This window comes from Pseudomonas sp. Z8(2022), from assembly GCF_025837155.1.
In the GTDB taxonomy this organism is placed as follows: domain Bacteria; phylum Pseudomonadota; class Gammaproteobacteria; order Pseudomonadales; family Pseudomonadaceae; genus Aquipseudomonas.
Genome location: NZ_CP107549.1, coordinates 3,620,264 through 3,646,182, shown reverse-complemented (window position 1 = coordinate 3,646,182; position 25,919 = coordinate 3,620,264). Strand labels below are relative to the sequence as shown.

Sequence of the window (25,919 nt, the reverse complement as noted above, 5' to 3'; positions counted from 1 at the left end):
GTTATTGATCACTGACGGGCACTTTTCTAGCGGGGCGACGCTCTTATCGGGGGAGAGTACCCTGACCACCGGTGCAGCGTTATCTGCCTGCTGGCGTTAGGCTGTAGGTGCGATAGCGATCCATCGGCTACCGTCTGTAGGTGGTGCTCGGCTATCTGTGATCTGGATCATGTCTGTGGGAAAAATTGGCTTGGTATGGCGCGCAGCCTCCCTATAATGCCTTTACTTTTTACATTATTGACGCCAGGCCTTTGACGTTACGGATGACGCTCGGTTGACGCTGTGCAGACCAGGAAGCCCGGGCTCGGGCAGTCTGCGGGAGACTAGAATGAAGACCGACGCGAACGTGGTGCACCTTACCAAGGCCACCGCTGAGCTATCGCCAACTTCGCCGGTAGGAAGACTGCCCGTGGCGCTGATTCAGGTGCGTGACAAAGCCGCGCAACAGCTCAAGCAGAATCTGCAGAGCCTGTTCGATAACGCCGACGATACCCTCTTCGAGATGGCGGATCGGGCGACCAGCAATGCCGAGCAGAACGCCTTTTTCGAGGCCATGCGTGACTTGCGCCTGAAACGCAAGAACATCGAACGTGGTTTCCTGCAGAAGGTGTTCGAGTCCTTCTCCAATCTCAATCAGTATGAAATCGGCAAGCAGCAGCCGACGCTGGATGCAGTGTCGTTCGACAGTCTGAGCCTGGTACAGAACGACGAGCTTGAGGAGACCGTGGCGCTGGACGCCATGGTGGCCAAGGTCATGAGCCGTGATGCCGTGGCGCTCGGTCATCTCACCACGCGCCTCAATGCGGTCGTCAGCAAGAAACTCGACGACAAGAGCAACCCGCTCGGTCCGACCCTGCTCAGTGAATATTTCCTCGATGCCTGCAGCGGACTGGGCGTGGAGATCAAGGTCAAGCTGATCATCCTCAAGCTGTTCGAGAAATACGTGCTGGGCAGCTGCGACATTCTATATGCCGAGGCCAATCAGGCTCTGGTCAGCGCTGGGGTACTGCCGGAGCTGAAGTCCGCGCCGCCGCGCCGCCAGCAGCGTCCTGCGGCTTCTGCCTATACCCAGGCCCCGGACGAGGAAGGTATTCCCTTGCTCGAAGGTGCCGATCAGGGCGTTCAGGAAGTGTTCGGAGTGCTGCAGGATCTGCTCTCGCAGGTGCGTGGCTCCGCGATGCCGCGCCGCGCTCAGGTGGCCGATGCGCTACCGATCACCAGCAACGACCTGATGCGCCTGCTTTCGCACATGCAGCAGCGTGCCCCGGCGCAGGCCAGTGTCGAGGACTTCGATCTGCGTGATCAGCTCGAGCGTCTGCTCGAGCGTGCCAGTGCCAAGAGCGGCAAGGCGCGTGTGGTTGGTGAAGTCGATGAGGACGTGATCAACCTGGTGTCGATGCTGTTCGAATTCATTCTCGATGATCGCACCCTGCCGGATTCGCTCAAGGCACTGATCGGCCGCCTGCAGATCCCGATGCTCAAGGTCGCGGTGCTGGACAAGACCTTCTTCAGCCGCGGCAGCCACCCGGCTCGCCGTCTGCTCAACGAAATTGCTTCCGCGGCACTGGGCTGGGTCGATCAGGACGATGCGCAGCGTGACAGCCTGTATCAGAAGATCGAACAGGTGGTGCAGCGCCTGCTGAACGACTTCGTCGACGATCCGGCGATCTTTTCCGAGCTGCTGGCCGAGTTCATGGCATTCACCGGCGACGAACGCCGTCGCAGCGAACTGCTGGAGCAGCGTACCCGCGATGCCGAAGAGGGCAGCGCCAAAGCCGAACTGGCACGCCGTGAGGTGGAGCAAGCGCTGAACGAGCGGCTGCTGGGCAAGACCTTGCCGGAAGTGGTGGTGCGTCTGCTGCAGGAGGCCTGGAGCAAGGTGCTGATGCTCACCTGCCTCAAGCATGGTGTGGACTCGGACGAATGGCGCTCTGCTCTGCAGACCATGGATGATCTGGTCTGGAGCGTCACTCCGCATGAAGATCCCGAGGCGCGTCTGCGCCTGCTGGAGCTGGTGCCCGGTATGCTCAAGGCGCTGCGTGAGGGTATGGCCAGCGCGGCGTTCGATCCGTTCTCCACCAGCGAGTTCTTCAGTCAGCTGGAGGCACTGCATGTGCAGGCCTTCCAGCGTTTCAAGCGTGCCGCTCCCGAGCTGGGGGCCGCGCCGGACGAACCCGCGACTACCACAGACGCCGCACAGGCTGGTATTGAACTGCCGCTGCTGGAGTTGCCGACTGCGGAAGAAGTCGAAGATGCGCCGGCCATGGTCGAGGTGGTCGAGGAGATCGTCCTGTTGGCACCGGGGCAGACCCGCCCTGAGGAGCCGGACGTTGTCTTGCCGGACGACGATGAGGCGCTGCTGCAGGTCGATAGCCTGCGCGTGGGCAGCTGGGTCGAGTTCCAGGAAGATGACGAGCACAAGCTGCGCTGCAAACTGGCGGCGATCATCAAGCCCACCGGCAAGTACGTCTTCGTCAACCGTACCGGTATGAAGGTGCTGGAGAAGAGTCGTAATGCGCTGGCCGTGGAATTCCGTCGCAATACGATCCGCCTGCTTGACGATGCCCTGTTGTTCGATCGTGCCCTGGAGTCGGTGATCGGCAACCTGCGCAAGTTGAAGAACGCCTGATTCGTTGCCGGGGGGCGCCTGGCTCCCGGTAACGGAGGGCTTTTAGGTGCCTCACGGCGGCGACGTCTCCGGTCCCGCTTGATCGCTCCACCGTGCGTATTTTCCAAGCCGCAATCCCTTCGATTCATACACCCTGTTGCTGTCTCGCTCTTGGCCGTGCGGGTTGGCTGCTCTAGAGTGTGGGCACGCTCAGGAGTGCCACATGCAACTCGACCCCACGACCGGCTGGTTTCAGGGTGTTCATCACTGCCCCTCGCCGAATTTCAATGCTCGCCCCACGGGCGAGATCTCCCTGCTGGTGGTGCACAACATCAGCCTGCCGCCCGGGCAGTTCGGAACGGGCAAGGTGCTGGAATTCTTCCAGAACCGTCTGCCGACACACGAGCATCCCTTCTTTGCCGAGATTGCGACTCTGCAGGTTTCCGCGCATTTCTTCATCGAGCGTGATGGCAGGGTGACCCAGTTCGTCTCCTGCCTGGATCGCGCCTGGCACGCCGGGGTTTCCTGGTTCGAGGGGCGCGACAACTGCAACGACTTTTCATTGGGTGTGGAGCTGGAAGGGACGGATGATCTGCCCTACAGCGATGCGCAATACGCCCGACTCGCGGAGCTGACGCGGCAATTGCTGGATGCCTATCCGGCCTTGTCGACGCAGCGTATCCGTGGTCACTGCGACATCGCCCCCGGACGCAAGACCGATCCGGGCCCCGCGTTCGACTGGTCGCGTCTGCATGCCGAACTGAAGGAGAGGTAGCAATGAGTTTTCTGGTGATTCTGCTGGTGCTGTGGGCCGAGAAATTTTCCGCCTGGCGCCTGCGTATCCAGCAGGACGGTCCCTGGCTGAGGCAACTGCAACGCCTGCAACAGGGCGGGCTGCAGCAGGCTCCATGGTTGTGCCTGGCCGTTCTGGTTCTGTTGCCGGTGTTGGCGCTGGGACTGCTTCTGCTGCTGCTCAAGCCGCTGGCCTATGGTTGGCTGGCCTTGCCGGTGCATCTGCTGGTGCTGATCTACAGCCTGGGGCGTGGTGATCTGCTCGCGGCGCTGGGGCCGTTTCGTGATGCCTGGCGGCGCGGTGATGGTCAGGCTGCCTACCACGCGGCCGAACGTGACCTGAGATTGCAGCCGGAGGAGGGCACCGAGTTGCTGCCTCAGGTTCAGGGACATCTGCTATGGCAGGCCTATCAGAGCTTTTTCGCAGTGATCTTCTGGTATCTGATGCTGGGGCCGATGGCTGCGCTGGCCTATCGTCTGCTGGCGCTGAGTGCCGAACATGCTGAGCAGCCGGCCCTGCGTGAGCGCGCCGTGCAGCTGCGCCATGCCTTCGACTGGTTGCCGTCGCGGGTGCTGGCTTCGAGCTTTGCGCTGGTCGGCAACTTCGTCGCCGTCAGCCGCGCTGTGCTGCATGAGCTGCTGAGTTGGGACATTTCTGCCGCACAACTGGTGGCCAAGGCCGGGCGTGCAGCCGGCGAGATGCCGCCTCCGGTGATGGGCGAGGCCGGCGTCGATACGCTGGACCAGCTCTGGCAGTTGCTGATTCGTGCTGCGGTGGTCTGGTACGCCGGTTACGCGGTCTGGGTGCTGTTTTTCTAGTTGGGCGAGGAGCACAACATTCTTCTCAGGGCGGCGTAAGCCGCCCTGTGCATTTCTGGGTGGGTTATCGGCGTGCTTCATCAGCAGGCGCCGGCCCGGCATGCGTTTAACCTTAAGTTACAGAGAGGCGTGTCGATAACGGGTATAACGGGCTGCAGTCGATCCGGTTTGGTGATTTTCGTCACATTTATCTGCCTGCATTCGCCTCATGGATGGGCGCGCAAGAGATCGGTCGACATAGGACACTGTCACCAGCCCGCAAGAGGCTCAGCAGTGATCCAACGATACTTATAACAATAATGGCAACTGGAGACTTCTAGTGAAGACCGTGTTGTATCCGGCCATTGCGCTGATGAATCGCCTCAGCTTCGGTATGAAGTTCAGCCTGATCAGCGTTCTATTCTTCCTGCCCATGCTCGTCACCAACTTCTATCTGGTGCGAGATTCCTATCGTCAGTTTGTCGGCACCCAGACGGCTCTGGAAAGTCTCGAGCTGCTTGGCGCCAGCTTGCAACTGCGCCGTGACCTCGAGAGCCTCAACGATCTGGTGCAGATCAACGCGATGATTGGTCAGTCCGGTCAGGCGGGTGATCTGGAAGGCCGCATCGATCAGCTGCAGCGCTCGCTCAGTGCCGGGCTGCAAGCGTTGCAGCCGGTGACCAGTGATAGCGAACAGGCAGAGGAGTTCGTCGCCAAGCGTGACGAACTGCTGGCTGAGTTGAAAGGCGCAGAGGCCGAGACTTCGCTGCAGAGCAAGATGGTGATCGTCGAGAAACTGTTGGGATCGTCCCAGGTTTTCATCAAGCTGATCGCCAGTCAGGCTGGCCTGAGCCAAGATCCGCAGCGTCAGGTGCGCCAGCTCACCGAGCTGATCACCAACGTCACTCCGCAGATCAGCCAAGTTCTCAGTCAGGGCCGCGCCATCGGCTCCTATTCCCTGGGCCAGGGGTTTCTCAACTCTGCCGCCAGCACCAAGTTCGACGATCTGCTGCTGCAGTTGGAGAAACTGCATGCCGAGTACGGCCTGAATCTGCAGGAGGCCCTGTCTGGCAACGTCTCTGCACAGGGCGGTCTCGGCAGCCTGGCAGAGGCGAGCCGGCAGAGCCTGAAGGACAGTGGTGTGCTGTTCGAGGATCAGGTCATCGTTGCCGACAGCCTGGATACGCCCTGGGCGCAGTTCTATGAGCAGATCAGCCAGCAGATGGCCAGGACCTATGCTTTCAATGACGGCCTGCTGGCTTTCCTCGACAGCCAGTTGAGCGCGCGACTCGCTGAAAACCGTGCGCAGATGGTGCTGCTGGTGGTGGCGCTGGTGGTGGTTTTCCTGCTGATCGTTTACCTCTACAGCGGTTTCTACGTGTCCACCCGCACAACCCTGAAGAATCTCGGTCAGGTCATGGACAAGGTGGCTGCCGGTGACATGACGGTCAGCTTCCAGGCGCACAGCCGCGATGAGCTGGGTGAGCTGGGCCAGGTATTCAACCAGACCGTGAAACGCATTCATGACCTGATCGAGCGTGTCGGCCATACCGTGGGCGAGGTGGGTGGGCAGGCCGACCGGGTCGAAATGGTTTCGGGTGAGAGCAACCAGGCCGTGGCCAGCCAGCGCGCGCAGATCGAACAGGTGGCGACGGCGATGAATGAGATGTCCGCCACCGCCCAGGAAGTGGCGCGCAGCGCTGCCGCAGCAGTGGCCAGTGCGCAGGGCGTGAATCAGGAAACGGTCAGTGGCCGTGAGCTGGTCGAGCAACAGGTGGGCGCGATCCAGCGGCTGGCGGGCGAAATCGACCAGTCGGTAGCAGTGATCAACCAGCTGGCCAGCGACAGTGCGTCGATCAGCCAGGTGCTGGACGTGATCAAGGGGATTGCCGAGCAGACCAACCTGCTCGCGCTCAATGCCGCCATCGAGGCGGCGCGTGCGGGAGAGCAGGGCCGTGGTTTCGCCGTAGTGGCCGACGAGGTGCGCAACCTGGCCAAGCGTACCCAGCAGTCCACCGAGGAGATCGAGGCGATGATCGCCAGGCTGCAGGGCGGTGTCGCCGCTGCGGTCAAGGCAATGAATGCCAGTCACCAGACGGCCGATGGCACCATGAGCGAGTCGGGCAAGGTGCAGCAGGCACTGGAGAACATTCTTGGCGCCGTGGGCATGATCGTCGACCAGAACCAGCAGATCGCCGCCGCAGCCGAGCAGCAGACGGCGGTAGCGCACGACATCGATCAGAACATCGTCGAGATCAACCATGCCGGTGAGCGCACGGCTGCCGGCGCCAGCCAGACCGAACAGGCCAGTCGCGAACTGAGCGAACTGGTAGTACGGCTCAAGCAGTTGATCGGAGCATTCCGCGTCTGACCATTCGTGGGGGCTTCGGCGGCGACGCTTGTGCGGCGGTCGTGGCTGAGGCCTCTTCCACGGATGCGTTCGAACTAATCCCAGCCGAACAGCTCATGCGCATTGCGGCTGCTGGCAGCTGCCAGCTCTTCGGGCGTAACGCCGCGCAACGCTGCCAGCTCGGCGCAGATGTCCGCCAGGTATTCGGGGCTGTTGCGCTGGTGTGGGTGCATGGCCGGCGCCATGTCCGGAGCGTCGGTCTCCAGCACGATGGATTGCTCCGGTAGCTGCGCCACCACCTTGCGCAGGCGATTGGCCTGCGGCCAGGTAGCGGCGCCGCCGAGGCCTAGGCGAAAGCCCAGCTTGATATACTCACGCGCTTCTTCGTAGCTGCCGGCGAACGCATGGATGATGCCGCCGCGTTTCGGGCGAAAGCGCTTGAGCGTGGCGATGGTGGCGGCGTGCGCGCGGCGCACGTGTAGCAGTGCCGGCAACTGGAACTCGATTGCCAGTTCAAGCTGCGCTTCGAAGAGAGCTTGCTGGCGCTGCCGATCCAGTGCTTCCAGGTAGTAATCCAGGCCGAATTCACCGACGGCGCAGAGCTTGCGGTGGCCAGCCAGTCTGCTCAGCCAGTCGCGCAGTTCGTCGAGGTGCTGCGGCTGGTGATCATCCAGATACACCGGGTGCAAACCGAACGCGGCATGCAGGTCCTCGTTTGCCTCGACCAGATGCCACAGGCGCTGCCAGTTGGCCTGGTAGACCCCGAGTACCACCAGTCGCTGTACGCCCAGCGCACGGCTGCGTGCGAGTACCTCGGTGCGGTCAGCGTCGAAGTCGGGGAAGTCCAGGTGGGTGTGGGTGTCGATCAGGCGCATCGGTCGGCTCGCAAGCGGGCTTTCAGGGTCGGCTATTTTCGCTTCTCCTGCCAGTGCCGGGGAGCATTGGCCAGTCTTTTCAGTCGTATGGTTATGCACGAGTTTTATTCGGACCGTGAAATCAAGGAGGTCGCCGGGTGCGCCAGGTTCGCAAGCTGATGGGCGCGTTGTTCGCCACTTTTCTGCTGCTGGTGGCGGCGCTGATGCTGCTTCTGGTGCTGTTCGACTGGAATCGCGCGCGTCCGCTGATCAATGAGCAGGTTTCGGCGGCGCTGAATCGACCCTTCGCCATCGAAGGCGATCTGCGGGTGATCTGGCAGCGCGAAGCCGACCTTCAGGGGCCGAGCGGCTGGGTGCCATGGCCGAATTTCGCTGCCGAGCACCTGCGTCTGGGCAATCCGGACTGGGCGCAGGGCGACACTTTCGTCAGTCTCGACAGCGTGCGTTTGCGCCTGTCGCTCCTGCCACTGTTGTGGAAGACGGTGAGCATCCCGAGTATCGAACTCGGTGCGCCGATCGTCGATTTGCAGCGCCTGGCCGATGGGCGCGCCAACTGGGTGTTCGATCTGGGCCGCGAGCAGGAGGACGAACAGAGCAGTCCCTGGACGCTGGATATCGGCACCATCGCGTTCGACCAGGGCCAGGTGAAGCTGGATGACAAGGTCAGCGATACCCGCCTGGAGGTGGCGGTCCAGCCGCTTGGCGAGCCCATTCCTTTTGCCGATATCGTCGGCAAGGACGCTGCCGGGCGTCTGGCCGAGAGCAATGCCAGCGCGCAGGATTACGCCTTCGCCTGGCAGACCGAGGGTAGCTTTCGCGGCCAGCCGCTGACCGGGAGCGGCAAGGTCGGCGGCCTTCTGGCGCTGCATGATGCCTCGCGACCTTTCCCGTTACAGGCGGATGTGCGTATCGACGCTACTCGTATTCGTGTCGCCGGCAGCCTGAGCGACCCGCAGAGTCTGGGCGCGCTGGATCTTCGTCTGCAACTGTCCGGCGCCAGTCTGGGGCATCTCTATCCGCTTACCGGCGTCACCCTGCCGGATACGCCGGCCTACAGCACCGACGGTCACCTGCAGGCCGATCTGCGGGATGCCGACGGGGCGACCTTCCGCTATCTGGGCTTCAACGGGCGTATCGGCGACAGCGACATTCACGGCGATCTGACCTTCGTTGCGGGGCAGCCACGAGCGAAACTGTCCGGCAGCCTGACCTCTAGGCAGCTGCTGTTCAGCGATCTGGCGCCGCTGATCGGCGCGGATTCCAGCGCCGACAAGCGTGAGCGTGGTGAACGCGATACGCAGCCGGCGAACAAGGTCCTGCCGGTCGCGGAGTTCCGTACCGACCGCTGGCGTGCGATGGATGCCGACGTGCGCTTCGTCGGCCAGCGCATCGTGCACAGCGAGCAGCTGCCGATCAGCGATCTGGACACCCATGTGCTGCTCAACGACGGCGTGCTCAGTCTCGAGCCGCTGCGCTTCGGCATGGCCGGCGGCGCGCTCGATGCGCAGATTCACCTCGATGGCGCGACCACGCCGTTGCAGGGGCAGATGCGCCTGCGCGCGCGCGATCTCGGGCTCAAGCAGCTGTTCCCCACCTTTGCGCCGATGCAGACCAGCCTTGGCAAGTTGAACGGCGATGCGCGCATCAGCGGTCGCGGCAACTCGGTGGCAGCCCTGCTCGGCAGTGCCGATGGTGAGCTGAACATGCTGATCAACGATGGCGCGGTCAGTCGCGGGCTGATGGAGATCGCCGGGCTGAATGTCGGCAACTACCTGGTGGGTCGGCTGTTCGGCGACGAGGATGTGAAGATCCACTGCGCGGCAGCCGATCTCGGCATCAAGGGTGGGCTGATGAGCACGCGGCTGTTCGTCATCGATACCGACAACGCGGTGATCAAGGTCGACGGTAGCGCCAACTTCGCCAGCGAGCGGCTGGATTTCACCATCACACCGTCGACCAAGGGCTTCCGCATCTTTTCCCTGCGCTCGCCGCTCTACGTACGCGGCACGTTCAAGGCGCCGTCGCCGGGGGTACAGGCGACACCGCTGGCGTTGCGCGGTGCCGGGCTGGTGGCATTGGGTGTAGCCGTGGCGCCGGCAGCCGGTTTGCTGGCCTTGGTGGCGCCCAGTGCGGGAGACGAGCCTAGCCAGTGCGAGCCGTTGTTGAAGCAGATCCGCGGCGGCTAGGGACGCTGGTCGCCCTCCGGGGGCTCGAAACGCTGATCAAACAGCCGGGGCGGGGTAGGCGCACACCGCTGTAGCTCGGTTACACTGGACCGAGCAGCGCCTGGGACGTAGGAGCCAGTTACATTATTCAGCGTCGATGCGCACGCTGACCATGGCCGGTTCCTTGGCGCAGTCCCCTCACAAACAAAGGATCTTTTGTAGATGACTCAAGCTATCGCGCATCGCTGGCGCTTCTTCCGTGCCGGCGGCTTCGATCAGGTGCAACTGGAAACGCCCGCCGACCTCGCCGCCCTGCGCAGCCTGGACCAGAAACTCTGGGCCAGTCTGGCCTGCCCGGTGAACAACCTGGAGCTGGATCGGCGCATGTTGCAGTACATCGATCTGAACGCTGATGGTCGTATCCGCGCCCCGGAAATTCTCGACGTGGTGGACTGGACCCTGGCGCGCCTGCGCGACCCGGACGTGCTGTTCCAGGACGGCCCGCTGCAACTGTCCTCGTTGACCGACGATGCCGTGGGCGCGCGCCTGCGCCTGGCGGCCCAACGCCTGCTCGGCGTGCTCGGGCGGCCCGATGGCGACAGCCTGACGCCGGCCGATACCGCTGACCTGGCGCAGCTGTTCCCGCCGCATCAGCCCAATGGCGACGGCCTGGTGCCGGCGACCTTGACCGACGATGCCGAGCTCAAGGCTGCCATCGCCGACATCATCGCCTGCCTCGATGCACAGACCGACCGCAGCGGCGAGCCGGCCATCGGTGTCGAGCAGATCACCGCCTTCTTCGATCAGGCGCGTCAGCTGCACGCCTGGCACGCGCGCGCTGCCGAGCAGGGGCTGGATGCCTTCGGTGAAGGTACCGTGGCGGCGGTCGAGGCGCTGAGCGCCGTGCGCGACAAGATCGACGACTATTTCACCCGCGTGGCCATGGCCGAGTTCGATCCGCGCGCCGCGGCCCTGATGAACGCCCAGGAAGAAGAGCTGGTGCGCCTGGCCTCGCTGTCCCTGGCTGACGCCGGCGAGGTGGCCGGCCTGCCTCTGGCGGTGGTGCAGCATGGCGACGAGCTGCCGCTGAACAAGGGGCTCAACCCGGCCTGGCAGCAAGCCATCGATGCGTTCCGTATGCGTGTGGTGGTGCCTGTCTACGGTGAGCAGGACAGCCTGTCGCGCGAACAGTGGCAGCATCTGGTCGCGCTGTGCAGCAACTACCTGGCCTGGCGTGCCGAGACGCCGCAAGTGGCGATCGCCGAGGTTCTCGAGCGCGGGCGCATTCTCGAACTGGTGGAACAGGGCACCGAGGCGCGTCTGCTGGCGCTGGTGGAAGAGGACAAGACCGTAGCCGAAGCGGCGGATGGCCTGGTCGAGCTGGACAAGCTGATTCGCCTGCGTCATGGCCTGGTCACGTTGCTGCGCAACTTCGTCTCCTTCCAGGCCTTCTATTCGCGTCACGAGAAGGCGGTGTTCCAGGCCGGCGTGCTGTATATCGACGGCAAGAGCTGTGAGCTGGCGGTGGAAGTCGAAGACGTCGAAGCTCACGCCAAGGTTGCGTCGGCCAGTGACTGCTTCCTGCTTTACTGCGCCTGTACTCGCCGCGGTGAGCCGGTACGCGGCAAGGAGACGCTGAACATCGTCGTGGCGGTAACGGCTGGCAGCGAGGGCGACCTGCAGGCGGGGCGCCATGGCCTGTTCTACGATCGCGACGGCAACGACTGGGATGCTACCGTGGTCAAGGTGGTGCAGAACGCGATCAGCATTCGCGAGGCGTTCTGGTCGCCGTATCGCCGCATTTCCAAGCTGGTTTCCGATCAGGTGCAGAAACTGGCCGCCAGTCGCGATGCCGACATGGTCAGCAAGACTGCGGCAACGGTCAGCGAAACCGGCGCTGCGCCGGCGGCGACTCCCGCCCCGGCGTTCGACATCGCCAAGTTCGCCGGTATCTTCGCAGCCATCGGCCTGGCGGTCGGGGCGCTGGGCACGGCGCTGGCGGCGGTGGTCACCGGAATCCTGTCGCTGGCCTGGTGGCAGGTGCCGCTGTTGTTGCTCGGCGTGCTGCTGGCCATTTCCGGTCCGGCCATGCTGCTGGCCTGGTTCAAGCTGCGCCGCCGCAGCCTTGGTCCGATTCTCGACGGCAACGGTTGGGCGGTGAATGCCCAGGCGCGCATCAGCATCCCGTTCGGCACTGCGCTGACGCAGATGGCGGCGTTGCCCAAGGGTAGCGACCGGGCACTGCGTGACCCCTATGCCAACAAGCCGGTGCTGTGGCCCTGGGTCATCGCGCTGCTGCTGGCGCTGGGAGTGGGTTACTACGCCTGGAGCAACGGCGTATTCAGTCCGGAGCCCGAGGTGCCGGCCGAAGCAGCGGTGCCAGCTCAGGACGCCGCCGGCTAAGGGTACTGCCGGGCATTGGGCCCTTGCAGGAGTGGTTTCAGCCACGAAAGCCGTTCGCGGCTGAAGCGCTCCTGCGGGTTGGAATGCTTGGTCGGTCAGCCATTTGCGTATTGGCGGTTTTCACCCGCCTGCGTTCTCTCTCAGCTACTCAACAGTTCCGCCACCCAGCGGGGCAGCTGTTCGCTGGCCGGGCCGTAGCGTTTCTCGTCGAACAGTGAGTGACCCAGGCTCGGCTCCAGGTTGATCTCCAGGGTATGCGCGCCGGCCTGGCGCGCCTGTTCGACGAAACCCGCCGCCGGGTACACATGACCCGAGGTGCCGATGCTGACGAACAGCTCGCACTGCTCCAGCGCGTCATAGATGCGCTCCATGTGATAGGGCATCTCGCCGAACCAGACGATATCCGGACGCAGGGTGCCGACCAGGCCGCAGCAGGCGCACGCCTGGCTGACAGGCATATCGTCGAAGAGCGGAAAACGCTGTTGACTGTTGCTGCACAGCATCGACTGCAATTCGCCATGCATGTGCAGCAGGCGCCTGGAGCCGGCGCGTTCGTGCAGGTTGTCGACGTTCTGCGTGACCAGCAGGAATTCACCCTGCCAGCGCGCCTCCAGCTCTGCCAGGGCCAGATGTCCGGCATTCGGTGCAATGGCCGGATCGCGTAGCTGGGCACGACGCATGTCGTAGAAACGCTGCACCAGCGCCGGGTCGCGGGCGAAGCCTTCGGGGGTGGCTACCTCTTCGATACGGTGTTCTTCCCAGAGTCCGTCAGCGGCGCGGAAGGTACGGATGCCGCTCTCGGCGGAGATACCGGCGCCGGTCAGAATGACGATGTTCGGGTGGGCCATCGGTGCTCCAGGGCAGCTCGGGTTCAGGCGTCACTGTATGCCAACACTGACGACGCGGGGAGGACGCTGCTGCGCAGATTGTCGCGCATGCTGCCGCAGAATCGCTGAACTCTTACCTTCAGTTCGCATCCACCGTCCACGGCTTCTATCTTTGAGTGGCAGTGTTTCGGGGAGCGAGCAATGACCGAGAGCAACTACGCGCAGCCCCTGCGCATCACACTGACGGCCTGGGCGGCTATCGTTCTGGGCGCGCTGCTGGGGCTTGGTGGCGCATATCTGCTGTGGCTGGGCGGGTCCTGCTACTACCTGCTGGCGGGTATTGGCCTGCTGCTGGTGGGCGTGCTGATTCGTCGTCGCCAGCGTGCGGCGCTGTGGTTGTATGCCCTGGTGCTGCTGGCGAGCCTGGTCTGGACAATTTACGAGGTGCGTTTCGACTGGTGGCAAATGGCGCCGCGCATCGACCTGTGGTGCGTGCTCGGCCTGTGGCTGCTGCTGCCCTGGGTAAACCGGCACATCGCGCCTGGGCAGCCCTGGCGTGACGGTGCCAGCGTGCTGCTGGGTATCGGCCTGCTGCTGGGCGCGGGCATGGCGGTCTATTCACTGACGCAGGATTACCATCGTCTGCCCGGTTACTTCGACGAGTCGCGCATGGCCGCTGCGGGAACAGCCAGTCGCTCCGCCAGCCAATGGACTGCTTACGGCGGCTCGTCGCGAGGCGAGCGCTACACCAGCGCCGAACAGATCACCACGGCCAATGTCGGACGGCTGAAGAAGGCCTGGGAGTTTCACACGGGGGACCTGCCGGGTGAGGGCGACCCAGGCGAGATTACCAACCAGGTGACGCCGCTGAAGGTCGGTGACAACCTGTTCGTCTGTACGCCGCACAGCATCGCCATCGCCGTGGACGCCGACACCGGCGAGGAGCGTTGGCGCTTCGATCCGGCGATCAATCGTAAGGCCGAGTATTACCAGCACATGACCTGCCGTGGCCTGGCTTACCACGACGGCAGTCCGATGAATGCGGTTCAGGATGGCGAGGCGCCGCAATCGTCATCAGCGGCGGCGCCGCGCTGTACTCAGCGGCTTTTCCTGCCGACCAACGATGCCACGCTCTACGCGCTCGATGTGCATGACGGCAAGCCCTGCGAGGACTTCGGTGCGGCCGGCATGGTCGATCTCAAGGTGGGCCTGGGCGACGATGCCCTGGGCGTCTACCTGCCCACCTCGCCGCCGGTGGTGACCGAGAAGCTGGTGATAGTCGGCGGTTCGGTGACCGACAACGGCTCGGTGGATTCGCCGGGCGGGGTGATCCGCGCCTATGACGTACGCAGTGGTGAACTGGTGTGGAACTTCGATCCTGGCCGCCCCGAGGCCACCGAGCCTCTGCCGGCTGGCGAGACCTATGTGCGCAGCACACCGAACTCCTGGACCATCGCCACGGCGGATGAGGCGCTGGGCCTGGTCTACATTCCCATGGGCAACCAGACACCCGATCAATGGGGCGTGCCGCGAAGCCCCGAGGCCGAGCGTTTCACCGCGGCGCTGGTGGCGCTGGAGCTGGAAACCGGGCGGGTTCGCTGGGAATTCCGTACCGTGCATCACGATCTGTGGGACCGTGACCTGCCGTCCCAGCCCACCCTGGTGGATATCGACGGCCCCGATGGAGCGGTGCCGGCGATCATCCAGCCGACCAAGCGCGGCGACCTGTATGTGCTGGACCGGCGCAGCGGCGAGCCCGTGGTGCCGGTCAACGAGCTGCTGGTGCCGCAGGGGGCCGTTGAAGGCGACTTCACCGCACCGACCCAGCCGGCATCGAAACTCACCTATGCCCCGGATGAACCACTGCATGAGCGCGACATGTGGGGCGGAACGCCATTCGATCAGCTGATCTGCCGCATCCAGTTCCACCAGCTGCGGTATGAGGGTGACTTCACTCCGCCGTCGGAGCAGGGCTCGCTGATCTATCCGGGCAACGTCGGCGTGTTCAACTGGCCCTCGGTGGCAGTCGATCCGCAGCGGCAGATCCTCTTTGGGGCCCCCAACTACCTGGCGTTCGTGTCGCGGCTGGTCAAGCGCAAGGCGGGTGACGAGCGTCCCGGATCCGGGGGCAGTGAACGTGGTTTGCAACCCAACCTCGGTGCGCCTTACATGGTCAGCCTGGAGCCTTTCCTGTCGCCGCTGGGGCTGCCTTGCCAGGCGCCGCCATGGGGTTCTGTCACGGCGGTCGACCTGCGCAGCATGGAAAAGGTCTGGCAGCGCAAGAACGGCACCAGCCGTGACAGTGCTCCGCTCGGCATTCCTCTGACGGTGGGCGTACCGGCGCTCGGCGGGCCGCTGGTCACCGCCAGTGGCCTGGGCTTTCTCAGCGGTACGCTGGACTACTACCTGCGTGCCTACGACCTGCGCACCGGCGAAGAGCTGTGGAAGGACAGATTGCCGGCAGGTGGCCAGGCGACGCCGATGAGCTACGTCTCGGAAAAGACCGGCAAGCAGTATGTGGTGGTGATGGCCGGCGGGCACGGCTCGTTCGGCACGCGCCTGGGCGATTCACTGGTGGCCTGGACGCTGGAGGAGGAGTAGAGACAACAAGGCCCGCAGAGCGGGCCTTGTTCGAAGCGTCAGTGATGTTCGCGGGTGGCGCGGAACCTGATATCAGGCCAGCGCTCTTCCATCAGGCTGAGATTGACGCGGGTCGGAGCCAGGTAGGTGAGGTGGCCGCCGCCGTCGATGGCGAGGTTCTCGTAGGCCTTGTCCTTGAACTCCTTGAGTTTCTTCTCGTCGCTGCATTCGATCCAGCGCGCCGACCAGACGTTGATCGCCTCGTAGGCGCACTCGACCTTGTATTCCTCCTTGAGACGGCTGGCGACCACGTCGAACTGCAGCACACCGACCGCGCCGAGGATGATGTCGTTGTTGCGCTCGGGGAAGAACACCTGGGTGGCGCCTTCCTCGGCCAGCTCCTGCAGACCCTGACGCAGCTGCTTGGATTTGAGCGGGTCCTTCAGGCGCACGCGGCGGAACAGCTCCGGGGCGAAGTGCGGGATGCCGGTGAAACCGAGGTTCTCGCCTTCGGTGAAGGTATCGCCGATCTGGATGGTGCCGTGGTTGTGCAGGCCGATGATGTCGCCGGCATAGGCTTCTTCCAGGTGCTCGCGCTCGCTGGAGAAGAAGGTCAGTGCGTCGCCGACGCGCACGTCCTTGCCCAGGCGGGCGTGGCGCATCTTCATGCCCTGGCTGTACTTGCCCGAGCAGATGCGCATGAAGGCGATGCGGTCGCGGTGCTTAGGGTCCATGTTCGCCTGGATCTTGAACACGAAGCCGGTGAACTTCTCCTCGGTCGGCTCCACGCTGCGCTCGTTGGCGGCACGTGGCAGCGGGCGCGGCGCCCAGTCGACCACTGCATCGAGCACATGGTCGACGCCGAAGTTGCCCAGCGCGGTACCGAAGAACACCGGGGTCATTTCACCCTTGAGGAAGGCTTCGGGCTCGAACTCGTGGCAGGCGCCCTGTACCAGTTCAAGCTCTTCGACGAAGCGCTCGTACATGTCACCGAGGTGGGCGCGGGCCTCGTCGGAGTCCAGTTTCTGGATGATCTTGGCTTCGGTGCGCTCGTGACCGTGGCCCGGGGTGTAGACGACGACGTAGTCGCCGGTCAGGTGATAGACACCCTTGAAGTCCTTGTAGCAGCCGATCGGCCAGGTGATCGGCGCGGCCTTGATCTTCAGCACTGCCTCGATCTCGTCGAGCAGTTCGATGGGGTCGCGGATGTCGCGGTCGAGCTTGTTGATGAAGCTGACGATCGGCGTATCACGCAGGCGGCACACATCCATCAGGGCGATGGTACGCGGCTCGACGCCCTTACCGCCGTCGAGCACCATCAGGGCACTGTCCACCGCGGTCAGGGTGCGGTAGGTATCCTCGGAGAAGTCTTCGTGACCGGGGGTGTCGAGCAGGTTGATGATGTGCTCGCGGTAGGGGAACTGCATTACCGAGGTGGTGATGGAGATACCGCGCTGCTTCTCCATCTCCATCCAGTCGGAGGTGGCATGACGGTCGGATTTACGCGACTTCACGGTACCGGCCACTTCGATGGCCTTGCCCATCAGCAGCAGCTTCTCGGTGATGGTGGTCTTACCGGCGTCCGGGTGGGAAATGATGGCGAAGGTACGGCGCTTGGCGACTTCGGCGGCCTGGGTGGTCATGAATGTGTGCCTGGATTGAATCGTTGAGGGCGCCCTGGCCCGAAAAGCTGGCGATTATACCGATAACTGGCGACGCTGGCGGAGGCACGCCTATCGGGTTTGCAGTCAGGCTTTCAGGTGGCGCGCTGGTGGGTCAGATAATGCGTAAATATCTCGTAAAGGAATGGTTATGAAAATTATTCCCATATAGAGTGGCCGCCCGTGGTAGTGGGTCAGGGTAAGGGTGGCTCCGTCGTGTTCAAGAAAATCATCTTCCAGTTGCATTGGTTCTTTGGCATCAGCGCCGGTCTGGTGCTGGCCGTCATGGGTATTACCGGTGCTCTCTACAGCTTCGAGGGCGAGATCATTCGGGCGCTCAACACCGAGCGCTGGCAGATCCAGCCAGGCGAGCAGGGCCACCTTCCGCCGGGTGAACTGGTTGCGCGGATCGAAGCCGCCACCGCTGATCGCGTTACCGGACTGGGGGTCGACAGTCGACACGAGGGGCCGGGCATGGCCTTTCTCGCCCCGCCGCCAGGCGAACGACGCGGGCCGCGTGTCGTCTTCGATCCCTACACCGGTGAGGTGCTGGCCGAACCCGCTGGCCAGGACTTCTTTCACCTGATGCTGATGCTGCACCGCTTCCTGTCCATGGGCGAAGTGGGCAAGCAGATCACCGCGGCCAGCACCCTGGCACTGATCTTCTTCTGCCTGTCCGGCCTGTATCTGCGCTGGCCGCGCAAGGTGCTGAACTGGCGTACCTGGCTGACCTTCGACTGGAAGAAGAAAGGCCGCAGCTTCAACTGGGACCTGCATGCCGTTGCCGGCACCTGGGCGTTGCTGTTCTACCTCTGTGCCGGACTCACCGGCTTGTATTGGTCCTATGACTGGTACCGTGAGGGGCTGACGCGCATGCTCTCCGATTCACCGCAGGAAAAGCGCGAAGGCCGTGGTCGCGGTGGTCGTGAGGCGCCCAGAGGTCCGGCCCCCGAAGTCGACTACGACGCTGTGTGGCAGAGCATCCAGCAGACCGCGGGGCCCAAGCTGGTGGCCTGGAACCTGCGTCTGCCGCCGGTGGCCGGACAACCTGCCAGCGTCTTCTACATGCTCGAAGGGGCTGACCATGTACGTGCCTTCAACCAGTTCCAGGTCGATCCGCAAAGCGGCGCGATCAGCCGCCACGAGCGCTACGCCGACAAGAGCTTCAAGGCGCAGTTGCTGACCAGCATCTACGCGCTGCACGTCGGTGAGTACTTCGGCATGCCGGGGCGCATTCTGATGATGCTGGCCACCGGAGCGATGCCGCTGTTCTTCGTGACAGGCTGGCTGCTGTACCTGGATCGTCGGCGCAAGAAGCGCGCAGCACTGGCCGCGCGCCGTTCGATCAAGGATGAAGATGCGGCAGGCGGCTGGTTGGTCGGCTTTGCCAGTCAGAGCGGCTTTGCCGAACAACTGGCCTGGCAGAGCGCCGGGCAGTTGCAGGCGGCCGGTATTCCGGTGCGGGTCGAACCGCTGTCACGTCTCGACGCCGACAGCCTGCGGCAGACGCGCAAGGCGCTGTTCGTGGTCAGTACCTTCGGTGACGGCGAGGCGCCGGACGCCGCGCAGGGCTTCGAGCGTAAGGTGCTCGGTGGCGCCGTGCCGCTCGGTCAGCTGAGCTACGCCGTGCTGGCACTGGGCGACCGGCAGTACCAGCACTTCTGCGGTTTCGCCCGGCGTGTCAGCGACTGGCTGGGTTTGCAGGGCGCGCAGCGTCTGTTCGACAGCGTCGAGGTGGATGGAGCCGACCAGGCCGCACTGCAACGCTGGCAGCAGCACTTGAGCGAGCTGACCGGCGCCGCTCCGGCACGTTTCGAGCAGGCGCCCTGGCAGAGCTGGACGTTGATCGAGCGGCGCCTGCTCAACCCTGGCAGCCAGGGCGCGCCGGCGTTCCTGCTTGGTCTGACGCCTGCAGCGCGGAACGCCTGGCAAGCCGGCGACATCCTCGAGGTTCGTCCGCGCCATGCCCCGGCCACTGTGCAGGGCTGGCTGCAGCATTCCGCTTTCGAGGGCTTCGAGCCGGTGACGCTCGATGGCCAGGCGACCAGCCTGCGCGAAGCCCTGGCTGAACGTCAGTTGCCGGACAGCTTCGCTCATCTGGTCGGGCTGCACGCCCAGGCGCTGGTCGACGCGCTGGTGCCGCTGGATACGCGTGAGTATTCCATCGCTTCCGTAGCCGCCGATGGCGTGCTGCAGCTGATCGTTCGTCAGGCGGTGCAGGCCGATGGCAGCCTGGGTTTGGGCTCCGGCTGGCTGACCGAGTATCTGCCCGAAGGCGGCCAGCTTGTGGCGCGGGTGCGCCGCAACAGTGCCTTCCATCTGCCGGAGGATGATCGCCCATTGATTCTGATCGGCAACGGCACGGGGCTGGCCGGGCTGCGTTCGCTGTTGCGGGCACGCTCGCTGGCGGGGCAGGGGCGCAACTGGCTGCTGTTCGGTGAGCGCAATCGCGCCTGTGATTTCTTCTGTGGCGACGAGCTGCAGGCGGCACTGGAGACCGGTGAACTGCAGCATCTGGATCTGGCGTTCTCCCGCGATCAGGCCGACAAGCGCTACGTGCAGGACCTGCTGCGCGAGCAGCGCGAGCGCCTGCATGCGTGGCTGGCCGAGGGCGCGGCAATCTATGTCTGCGGCAGCCTGCACGGCATGGCCGGTGGCGTCGATGCAGCCCTGCGCGAGCTGCTTGGCGACGAGACGGTGCAGGATCTGGTCGAGGAAGGTCGCTATCGCCGCGACGTCTATTGAGGGGTGTGGGCGAGCGGTGCAGGCCGCTCGCCCGAGGTGCTGCAACGGCACTGAAAAGAGGCTGCGCCAGATTGGCTGTAAGCCCCGCCTGTTCAGCATTTCAGAACGTTTTGTGTGATATCCGGAACGAGCCGAAATTAGCAGGAATTTCCGGTTGATCTGACGGGCGCATGGTCTTAAAGTCCGCGCCCGAACGTCCATGCTGGAAACGATCCATCCGGCTCAAGTACTGACGACGAGAGATCGCTGGTGGCCCACCGCGATCAGCGATGCTCGGCGACATGCCTTGGGAAGTAGGCGAACCAAAGTGGGGAAACTGTCAGACGTTCAGGCTTGCGCGTTGCGCGGCCACCCCCGACACGCAGCGGAACCTGTCAGGTGTTTCGCTGCCCGAATCCATGTGTTCCCGGTTTTGCCATTGGAGTCCCCAGCATGTCGATCAAGGTCGAAGACTACTACGCACCCGCTACTTTCCAACGCATGAAGGCATTTGCCGATCAGCACGAAACCCCCTTCGTGGTGATCGACCGGCAGATCATCGCCGACGCCTACGACCAGCTGGGCAACTGCTTCCCGTTCGCCAAGATCTATTACGCGGTCAAGGCCAACCCGGCGGTCGAGATCATCGAGCTGCTGCGCGACAAGGGCTCGAACTTCGACATCGCCTCGATCTACGAGCTGGACAAGGTGATGGCCACTGGCGTCGGCCCGGAGCGCATCAGCTACGGCAACACCATCAAGAAGTCCCGTGACATCCGCTATTTCTACGAGAAAGGCGTGCGCCTGTTCGCCACCGACTCCGAAGCCGATCTGCGCAACATCGCCAAGGCTGCGCCGGGCTCGAAGATCTACGTGCGCATCCTCACCGAAGGCTCCACAAGTGCCGACTGGCCGCTGTCGCGCAAGTTCGGCTGCCAGCCGGACATGGCGCTGGACCTGCTGATACTGGCCAAGCAACTGGGTCTGGTGCCCTATGGCATTTCCTTCCACGTCGGTTCGCAGCAGCGTGATATCGATGTATGGGATGCGGCCATCGCCAAGGTCAAGGTGATCTTCGAGCGCCTGAAGGAAGAAGACGGCATCAGCCTGCAGATGATCAACATGGGTGGCGGCTTCCCGGCCAACTACATCCAGCGCACCAACGACCTGGAGACCTACGCCGAGGAAATCACCCGCTTCCTCCGCGAGGATTTCGGTGATGATCTGCCGGAAATCATCCTCGAACCGGGCCGTTCGCTGATCGCCAACGCTGGTGTGCTGGTCTCGGAAGTCGTGCTGGTTGCGCGCAAGTCGCGTACCGCCGTCGAACGCTGGGTCTATGCCGATGTGGGCAAGTTCAGTGGCCTGATCGAAACCATGGACGAGTCGATCAAGTTCCCCATCTGGACCGAGAAGAAGGGCGAGATGGAAGAGGTGGTGATCGCCGGCCCAACCTGCGACAGCGCCGACATCATGTATGAGCACTACAAGTACGGTCTGCCGCTCAACCTGGCCAGCGGCGACCGCCTGTACTGGCTCTCCACCGGTGCCTACACCACCAGCTACAGCGCGGTGGAGTTCAACGGTTTCCCACCGCTGAAGTCCTATTACCTGTAAGGACGCCTCGATAAAAAACCCGCCTTTCGGCGGGTTTTTGCATTTGGGGCCGGCTTTTTCGCGGTTGTACAGCAGCCTCTGTGATGCGACATCAATTTGGTTTTGGATGAGTCTCGCCCGCTCTATCTCAGGCATTTTCAGGTGGCCTTTTTTGTAGATGCAGATGGACATCGGGAACTGCGGCTGAAACATGTAAATGCATGTGTATTGCCAATGCATTTAAGAGTGATTAGCATTCGTGCCGCTTAGTTCAGCATTTGTTACTTCCTGTTGCGTTATCTCTTGCAACGCCAGGAAAGCGGCCTTTCCAACCTGGGGATATCCATGACAATCCGTAGTCGCAAGCACCATCACGTCAATCACCTCGCTGCACTGATCGCGGCAACTCTGCCGGCGCTGGCGGCTGCCCAGACCAGTGATGGTGAATCCAGTGTGGATCTGCCCGAAATGGTGGTGACCTCCAAGGCGGAAGTGCCTTACAAGGCTGACAAGAGCGCCAACACCAAGCTGACTCAGCCGTTGCTGGATACGCCCAAGACCGTGCAGGTGATCAAGAAGGAGATGCTGCGCGAGCAGGGCGCCAACAGCCTGATGGAAGCGCTGCGCAATACGCCCGGCATCACCATGCAGCTCGGCGAGAACGGCAACACCTCCGCTGGCGACACTTTCATGATGCGCGGTTTTTCCACCCAGCAATCGACTTTCGTGGACGGCGTGCGTGATCTCGGTGCGGTCAGTCGTGACGTGTTCAACCTCGAGCAGGTGGAGGTGGTCAAGGGCGCCGCCGGCTCCGACATCGGCCGTGGCGCGTCCTCCGGCTATATCAATCTGATTTCCAAGTTGCCAACCCTGAACGACGAAACTTTCGTCACCCTCGGCTACGGTACCGCCGACAAGAGCAATCTCACCGTCGACATCAACCGCCAACTGGGTGAGAGCTCGGCTTTACGCCTGAATCTGATGCGCCGCGCCGGTGACGTGGACGGTCGCGATTACGTGGACAACAGCAGCTATGGCGTGGCGCCGTCGATTGCCTTCGGCCTGGATACTGACACCCGTGTGTACCTGTATTCCCAGCATGTACGTCAGGACAACACACCCGACGGCGGCATCCCGACCATCGGCATGAGCGGCTTCTATAACGCCAACGCGGCCCTGAACGCGGGCGGCAAGGTCGATCGCGAAAACTATTACGGGGCCAAGGGCGATTACGAGCGCATCGATGGCGACATGTTCACCCTCAAGGTCGAGCACGACGTCAACGAGGCTCTGACCCTGCGCAACCTCTCCCGCTGGGGGCGCAGCAACAACGACCGCATTCTCACCGGCATCAACGCGCTGAATGCCAATGGCTCTACCAACCCGGCGGACTGGACTGTGGCGCGCAGCCGTCAGGTGGTCGATCAGGAGAACGAGATTCTCGCGAACCAGACCAGCATGAATGCTCAGTTCGATACCTTCGGCCTGCGCAATGAGCTGGCTGCAGGCCTTGAGTTGATGCGCGAGAAACAGCTCAATCGCAGTTACGCCACCTCCGCTCAGACCATCGATGGTGTGGCCTATCCGGCGGTGCCGCTGCCACCGGGGAATCTGTATGACCCGAACGCCCATGATGCCCTTGGCGATCCCTACAAGACCGGCGCCTATACCGACGGCGAGACCAAGACCGCAGCGCTCTATGTCTTCGACACCCTGCACCTGAATGAGCAGTGGGCGCTCAACGGCGGTGTACGCTTCGAGCATTTCCGCACGGAAACCGATAGCGTCGCAATCGCCTCGAACGCCCGTGTACCGGGCAGCGGCTATGAGTCGGGTGACCTGACCAGCTGGAACGCCGGCGTGGTGTTCAAGCCGCAGGAGAATGGCAGCATCTATCTGTCGTTCGCCAATTCGATGACCCCGCCTGGCAGCGGCAACTTTGCTTTGGTGGCCGATTCGGCGGCTTCCTCGTCCAATGAGCAGGTCGGTCTGGAGCCACAGGAAACCCGGCATGTGGAAGTCGGTACCAAGTGGGACCTGCTGGATCAGCGCCTGGCGGTGACCCTGGCAGCCTACCGCACGGAGAACGAGAATCAGGTCAGCTATGACTCCTTCGCTGCCCGTTACTTCCAGGAAGGCAAGACCCGCGTCGAAGGCGTGGAGTTGGGTGTGGTCGGTCAGCTCACCAACTTCTGGCAAGTGTCCGCGGGTGTTGCCCAGATGAACACCAAGCAGCTCGACCAAGCCAGCTTCAGCGCCAACAACAACACGGTGAGCCAGAACACCGGAGTGCGTTGGTCGCCGGATCTGACCGCGACGCTGTGGACGTCCTATACACTGGGGGACCTGACCCTGGGCGGTGGCGCCCGCTACGTGTCCGAGCAGGATCGGGTCATTGCCTCCGGTGTCGATACGAGCACGCAGAACATGCCGGTGATTCCGTCCTTTTGGGTCGCGGATGCCATGGCCGCGTACCGTTTAAACAAGAACGTCAACCTGCGTCTGAATGTGTATAACCTGTTCGACAAGGAGTACATCGAGTCGTTGAACAACAGTGGTGCCCGTGCCCGCCTCGGTACACCACGCTCGGCGATGTTCACCACCGAACTGACCTTCTAATCTGAGCTGTACCGCATGAGGCCTGCGCAATGCGCGGGCTTCTTGCGTTCAAAGCAGGAGACCGCCCGATGTTGCTGCATATTCCGCAGGTATTGAGCAAACAGGAGGTTGCTGCGCTGCGTGCCGAGTTGGTGGCCCATGACTGGGACGACGGTGGGCGCAGCTCCGGCGCCCAGGCTGCGGCGCTCAAGAGCAATCAGCAGTTCCCGGCGGAATCTCCGGCCTTCGCCGGACTTTCGCAGATCATCGCTATCGCCTTGCAGCGGCATCCGTTGTTCGTCTCGGCAGTGCTGCCTCGGCACATGCTGCCGCCGATGTTCAATCGTTACAGTGGCGGTGGGCTCTACGGTAATCATGTCGACAACGCCCTGCAGCGTGACCGTTTCAGCGGTCTGCAGGTTCGCACCGACGTCTCCACCACGGTATTTCTCAGCGAGCCTGAAGAGTACGAAGGCGGTGAGCTGATCGTCGAGGATACCTACGGTGAGCACGAGGTGAAGCTGGCTGCTGGCGATGCCATCGTCTATCCGGCGACCAGCCTGCACCGTGTCGAGCCGGTAACCAGCGGCGCGCGCATTGCCTCGTTTCTCTGGACGCAGAGCTGGGTGCGCGATGCCTGGCAGCGCAAGCTGCTGTTCGAACTGGACATGAGCATTCTCAAGCTGCGTGCGCAACTGGGTGACAGCCCGGAGGTGCTAGGCCTGACCAGCACCTATCACAACCTGTTGCGCCAATGGAGCGAGTGAGCATGAACCGCCTGCCGCCGCTGAGCGAAATTCCCGCCGACCTGGTATCGGCGAGCGATTACGAGCGTTACGCCCTAGAGCGACTGGATGCCAACGCGCAGGCTTACCTGCTGGGCGGGGCCGGTGACGAACTAACCTGTCAGGCGAATCTGCAGGCCTGGCAGGAATGGGCACTGCTGCCGCGCATGTTGCGCGATCTGCGCGGTGGTCATACGCGCTGCCAGTTGCTTGGCGATTCTCTGCTGCATCCCATCGTGCTGGCGCCGATTGCCTATCAGCATCTGTTCCATAGCGAAGGCGAACGTGCCAGCGCGCTGGCTGCCGGGGTCATGGGCGGAGCCGCGGTGCTCAGCTCCTTTGCCTCCACCCGCTTGGAGGATGTGGCCGAGGTCGCGAAGAGGGCGCTGTGGTTCCAGCTCTACTGGCAGGGTAGCGCGGAGGCGACCCTGGCCCTGGCGCAGCGTGCCGAGGCAGCTGGTTATCGGGCGCTGGTGCTGACGGTGGACGCGCCGGTTTCCGGGGTGCGCAACCGTGAACAGCGTGCCGGCTTTCGCTTGCCGCCGGATGTACGTGCGGTGAATCTCGAGCAGACGGTGCAGCTGCCCGAACTGCCGGAAGATGGTAGCGCCGTATTCGATGGACTGATGGCAGTGGCTCCCGGCTGGCAGGATGTCGCCTCGCTGTGCCGGCACAGTCGCCTGCCTGTGCTGCTCAAGGGCATTCTGCACGCTGAAGACGCGCGCCTGGCGGTGGAGGCTGGAGCCGCCGGAGTGATCGTCTCCAACCATGGTGGCCGGGTGCTGGATTCGCAGTGGCCGGCGTTGCGTTCACTGACATCTATTCGCGCTGAACTTGGTGCAGGTGTGCCGGTGCTGGTGGACGGTGGTATCCGCCGTGGCAGCGACATTTTCAAAGCCCTGGCGCTGGGGGCCGATGCGGTGCTGATCGGCCGTTCCTACGTGTATGCCTTGGCCACTGCTGGAGCTCTGGGGGTGGCCCATCTGCTTAGGCTGCTGCGGGAAGAGCTAGAGGTGACCATGGCGCTTTGTGGGTGCCGTCAGTTGAGCGACATCACGCGGGATATGGTGGAGCGGGTATAAGCCGGCTGATCCGTCATGCCGTTCCGCTCATTTATTCGTTTTTGTAGCGTCGCCTTTGCAATGGTGGCGGTCCTT

The 25,919-nt window shown here is 63.2% G+C and carries 15 protein-coding genes and 1 pseudogene; 13 read left to right on the top strand and 3 right to left on the bottom strand.

The window, feature by feature from the left end; all coding sequences use genetic code 11:
* Positions 1-328: 328 nt before the first annotated feature.
* The 5 genes and pseudogenes from OEG79_RS17395 (at position 329) to OEG79_RS21340 (ending at position 6,569) form a co-directional block, all read left to right on the top strand.
* Positions 329-2,629: a DUF1631 domain-containing protein gene (locus OEG79_RS17395; RefSeq protein ID WP_264146197.1), complete on the top strand. Its 2,301-nt coding sequence runs from the start codon at positions 329-331 to the stop codon at positions 2,627-2,629.
* A 202-nt stretch (positions 2,630-2,831) separates the two neighbouring features.
* The gene (ampD, locus tag OEG79_RS17390; protein ID WP_264146196.1) at positions 2,832-3,383 is read left to right on the top strand and encodes a 1,6-anhydro-N-acetylmuramyl-L-alanine amidase AmpD; all 552 of its coding nucleotides are present in this window, start codon (positions 2,832-2,834) and stop codon (positions 3,381-3,383) included.
* A gap of 2 nt (positions 3,384-3,385) precedes the next feature.
* Positions 3,386-4,219, top strand: a complete 834-nt coding sequence (gene ampE, locus OEG79_RS17385; RefSeq protein WP_264146195.1) for a regulatory signaling modulator protein AmpE — start codon at positions 3,386-3,388, stop codon at positions 4,217-4,219.
* A 352-nt stretch (positions 4,220-4,571) separates the two neighbouring features.
* Positions 4,572-5,666: pseudogene (locus tag OEG79_RS21345) on the top strand (methyl-accepting chemotaxis protein); the annotation flags it as partial.
* Positions 5,640-6,569: a methyl-accepting chemotaxis protein gene (locus tag OEG79_RS21340; protein ID WP_413247549.1), complete on the top strand. Its 930-nt coding sequence runs from the start codon at positions 5,640-5,642 to the stop codon at positions 6,567-6,569. The pseudogene OEG79_RS21345 and the gene OEG79_RS21340, both read left to right, overlap by 27 nt.
* A gap of 74 nt (positions 6,570-6,643) precedes the next feature.
* On the opposite strand, the gene OEG79_RS17375 is transcribed toward OEG79_RS21340, so the two are convergent.
* Positions 6,644-7,423 (bottom strand): TatD family hydrolase, encoded by a 780-nt coding sequence (locus OEG79_RS17375; RefSeq protein WP_264146193.1) that lies wholly within the window; start codon positions 7,421-7,423, stop codon positions 6,644-6,646.
* A 137-nt stretch (positions 7,424-7,560) separates the two neighbouring features.
* On the opposite strand from OEG79_RS17375, the gene OEG79_RS17370 reads away from it, so the two are divergent.
* Complete coding sequence (locus tag OEG79_RS17370; protein ID WP_264146192.1) at positions 7,561-9,609, top strand: AsmA family protein; 2,049 nt, start codon at positions 7,561-7,563, stop codon at positions 9,607-9,609.
* 201 nt (positions 9,610-9,810) lie between these two features.
* Positions 9,811-11,991, top strand: coding sequence for a hypothetical protein (locus OEG79_RS17365; RefSeq protein WP_264146191.1), 2,181 nt, complete (start codon positions 9,811-9,813; stop codon positions 11,989-11,991).
* Positions 11,992-12,131: 140 nt separating this feature from the next.
* On the opposite strand, the gene cobB is transcribed toward OEG79_RS17365, so the two are convergent.
* Positions 12,132-12,839: a Sir2 family NAD+-dependent deacetylase gene (cobB, locus tag OEG79_RS17360; protein WP_264146190.1), complete on the bottom strand. Its 708-nt coding sequence runs from the start codon at positions 12,837-12,839 to the stop codon at positions 12,132-12,134.
* Between the two features lie 180 nt (positions 12,840-13,019).
* On the opposite strand from cobB, the gene OEG79_RS17355 reads away from it, so the two are divergent.
* Positions 13,020-15,419, top strand: coding sequence for a membrane-bound PQQ-dependent dehydrogenase, glucose/quinate/shikimate family (locus OEG79_RS17355; protein ID WP_264146189.1), 2,400 nt, complete (start codon positions 13,020-13,022; stop codon positions 15,417-15,419).
* Between the two features lie 38 nt (positions 15,420-15,457).
* Here the strand turns inward: OEG79_RS17355 and OEG79_RS17350 are convergent, their stop codons facing one another.
* On the bottom strand, positions 15,458-17,041 hold the full coding sequence (locus OEG79_RS17350) for a peptide chain release factor 3 (RefSeq protein WP_264146188.1): 1,584 nt from the start codon (positions 17,039-17,041) through the stop codon (positions 15,458-15,460).
* Between the two features lie 234 nt (positions 17,042-17,275).
* On the opposite strand from OEG79_RS17350, the gene OEG79_RS17345 reads away from it, so the two are divergent.
* The 5 genes from OEG79_RS17345 (at position 17,276) to OEG79_RS17325 (ending at position 25,844) form a co-directional block, all read left to right on the top strand.
* A complete protein-coding gene (locus tag OEG79_RS17345; protein ID WP_264146187.1) occupies positions 17,276-19,804 on the top strand; it encodes a sulfite reductase flavoprotein subunit alpha in 2,529 nt (842 codons plus the stop codon).
* A gap of 432 nt (positions 19,805-20,236) precedes the next feature.
* Complete coding sequence (locus OEG79_RS17340) at positions 20,237-21,400, top strand: type III PLP-dependent enzyme (protein WP_264146186.1); 1,164 nt, start codon at positions 20,237-20,239, stop codon at positions 21,398-21,400.
* 324 nt (positions 21,401-21,724) lie between these two features.
* Positions 21,725-23,998 (top strand): catecholate siderophore receptor Fiu, encoded by a 2,274-nt coding sequence (locus OEG79_RS17335; protein WP_264146185.1) that lies wholly within the window; start codon positions 21,725-21,727, stop codon positions 23,996-23,998.
* Between the two features lie 68 nt (positions 23,999-24,066).
* Positions 24,067-24,744, top strand: coding sequence for a Fe2+-dependent dioxygenase (locus OEG79_RS17330; RefSeq protein WP_264146184.1), 678 nt, complete (start codon positions 24,067-24,069; stop codon positions 24,742-24,744).
* A gap of 2 nt (positions 24,745-24,746) precedes the next feature.
* Positions 24,747-25,844 (top strand): alpha-hydroxy acid oxidase, encoded by a 1,098-nt coding sequence (locus tag OEG79_RS17325; RefSeq protein ID WP_264146183.1) that lies wholly within the window; start codon positions 24,747-24,749, stop codon positions 25,842-25,844.
* The last annotated feature ends 75 nt before the right edge of the window (positions 25,845-25,919 follow it).

What these genes read in the sequence shown, in the direction of transcription:
- ampE (WP_264146195.1), top strand. Translation starts at nt 3,386, where the DNA reads ATGAGTTTTCTGGTGATTCTGCTGGTGCTGTGGGCCGAGAAATTTTCC.
- OEG79_RS17355 (WP_264146189.1), top strand. Translation starts at nt 13,020, where the DNA reads ATGACCGAGAGCAACTACGCGCAGCCCCTGCGCATCACACTGACGGCC.
- OEG79_RS17340 (WP_264146186.1), top strand. Translation starts at nt 20,237, where the DNA reads ATGTCGATCAAGGTCGAAGACTACTACGCACCCGCTACTTTCCAACGC.
- OEG79_RS17375 (WP_264146193.1), bottom strand. Translation starts at nt 7,423, where the DNA reads ATGCGCCTGATCGACACCCACACCCACCTGGACTTCCCCGACTTCGAC.
- OEG79_RS17395 (WP_264146197.1), top strand. Translation starts at nt 329, where the DNA reads ATGAAGACCGACGCGAACGTGGTGCACCTTACCAAGGCCACCGCTGAG.
- OEG79_RS17325 (WP_264146183.1), top strand. Translation starts at nt 24,747, where the DNA reads ATGAACCGCCTGCCGCCGCTGAGCGAAATTCCCGCCGACCTGGTATCG.
- OEG79_RS17335 (WP_264146185.1), top strand. Translation starts at nt 21,725, where the DNA reads ATGACAATCCGTAGTCGCAAGCACCATCACGTCAATCACCTCGCTGCA.
- OEG79_RS17350 (WP_264146188.1), bottom strand. Translation starts at nt 17,041, where the DNA reads ATGACCACCCAGGCCGCCGAAGTCGCCAAGCGCCGTACCTTCGCCATC.
- ampD (WP_264146196.1), top strand. Translation starts at nt 2,832, where the DNA reads ATGCAACTCGACCCCACGACCGGCTGGTTTCAGGGTGTTCATCACTGC.
- OEG79_RS17330 (WP_264146184.1), top strand. Translation starts at nt 24,067, where the DNA reads ATGTTGCTGCATATTCCGCAGGTATTGAGCAAACAGGAGGTTGCTGCG.
- OEG79_RS21340 (WP_413247549.1), top strand. Translation starts at nt 5,640, where the DNA reads ATGACGGTCAGCTTCCAGGCGCACAGCCGCGATGAGCTGGGTGAGCTG.
- OEG79_RS17365 (WP_264146191.1), top strand. Translation starts at nt 9,811, where the DNA reads ATGACTCAAGCTATCGCGCATCGCTGGCGCTTCTTCCGTGCCGGCGGC.
- cobB (WP_264146190.1), bottom strand. Translation starts at nt 12,839, where the DNA reads ATGGCCCACCCGAACATCGTCATTCTGACCGGCGCCGGTATCTCCGCC.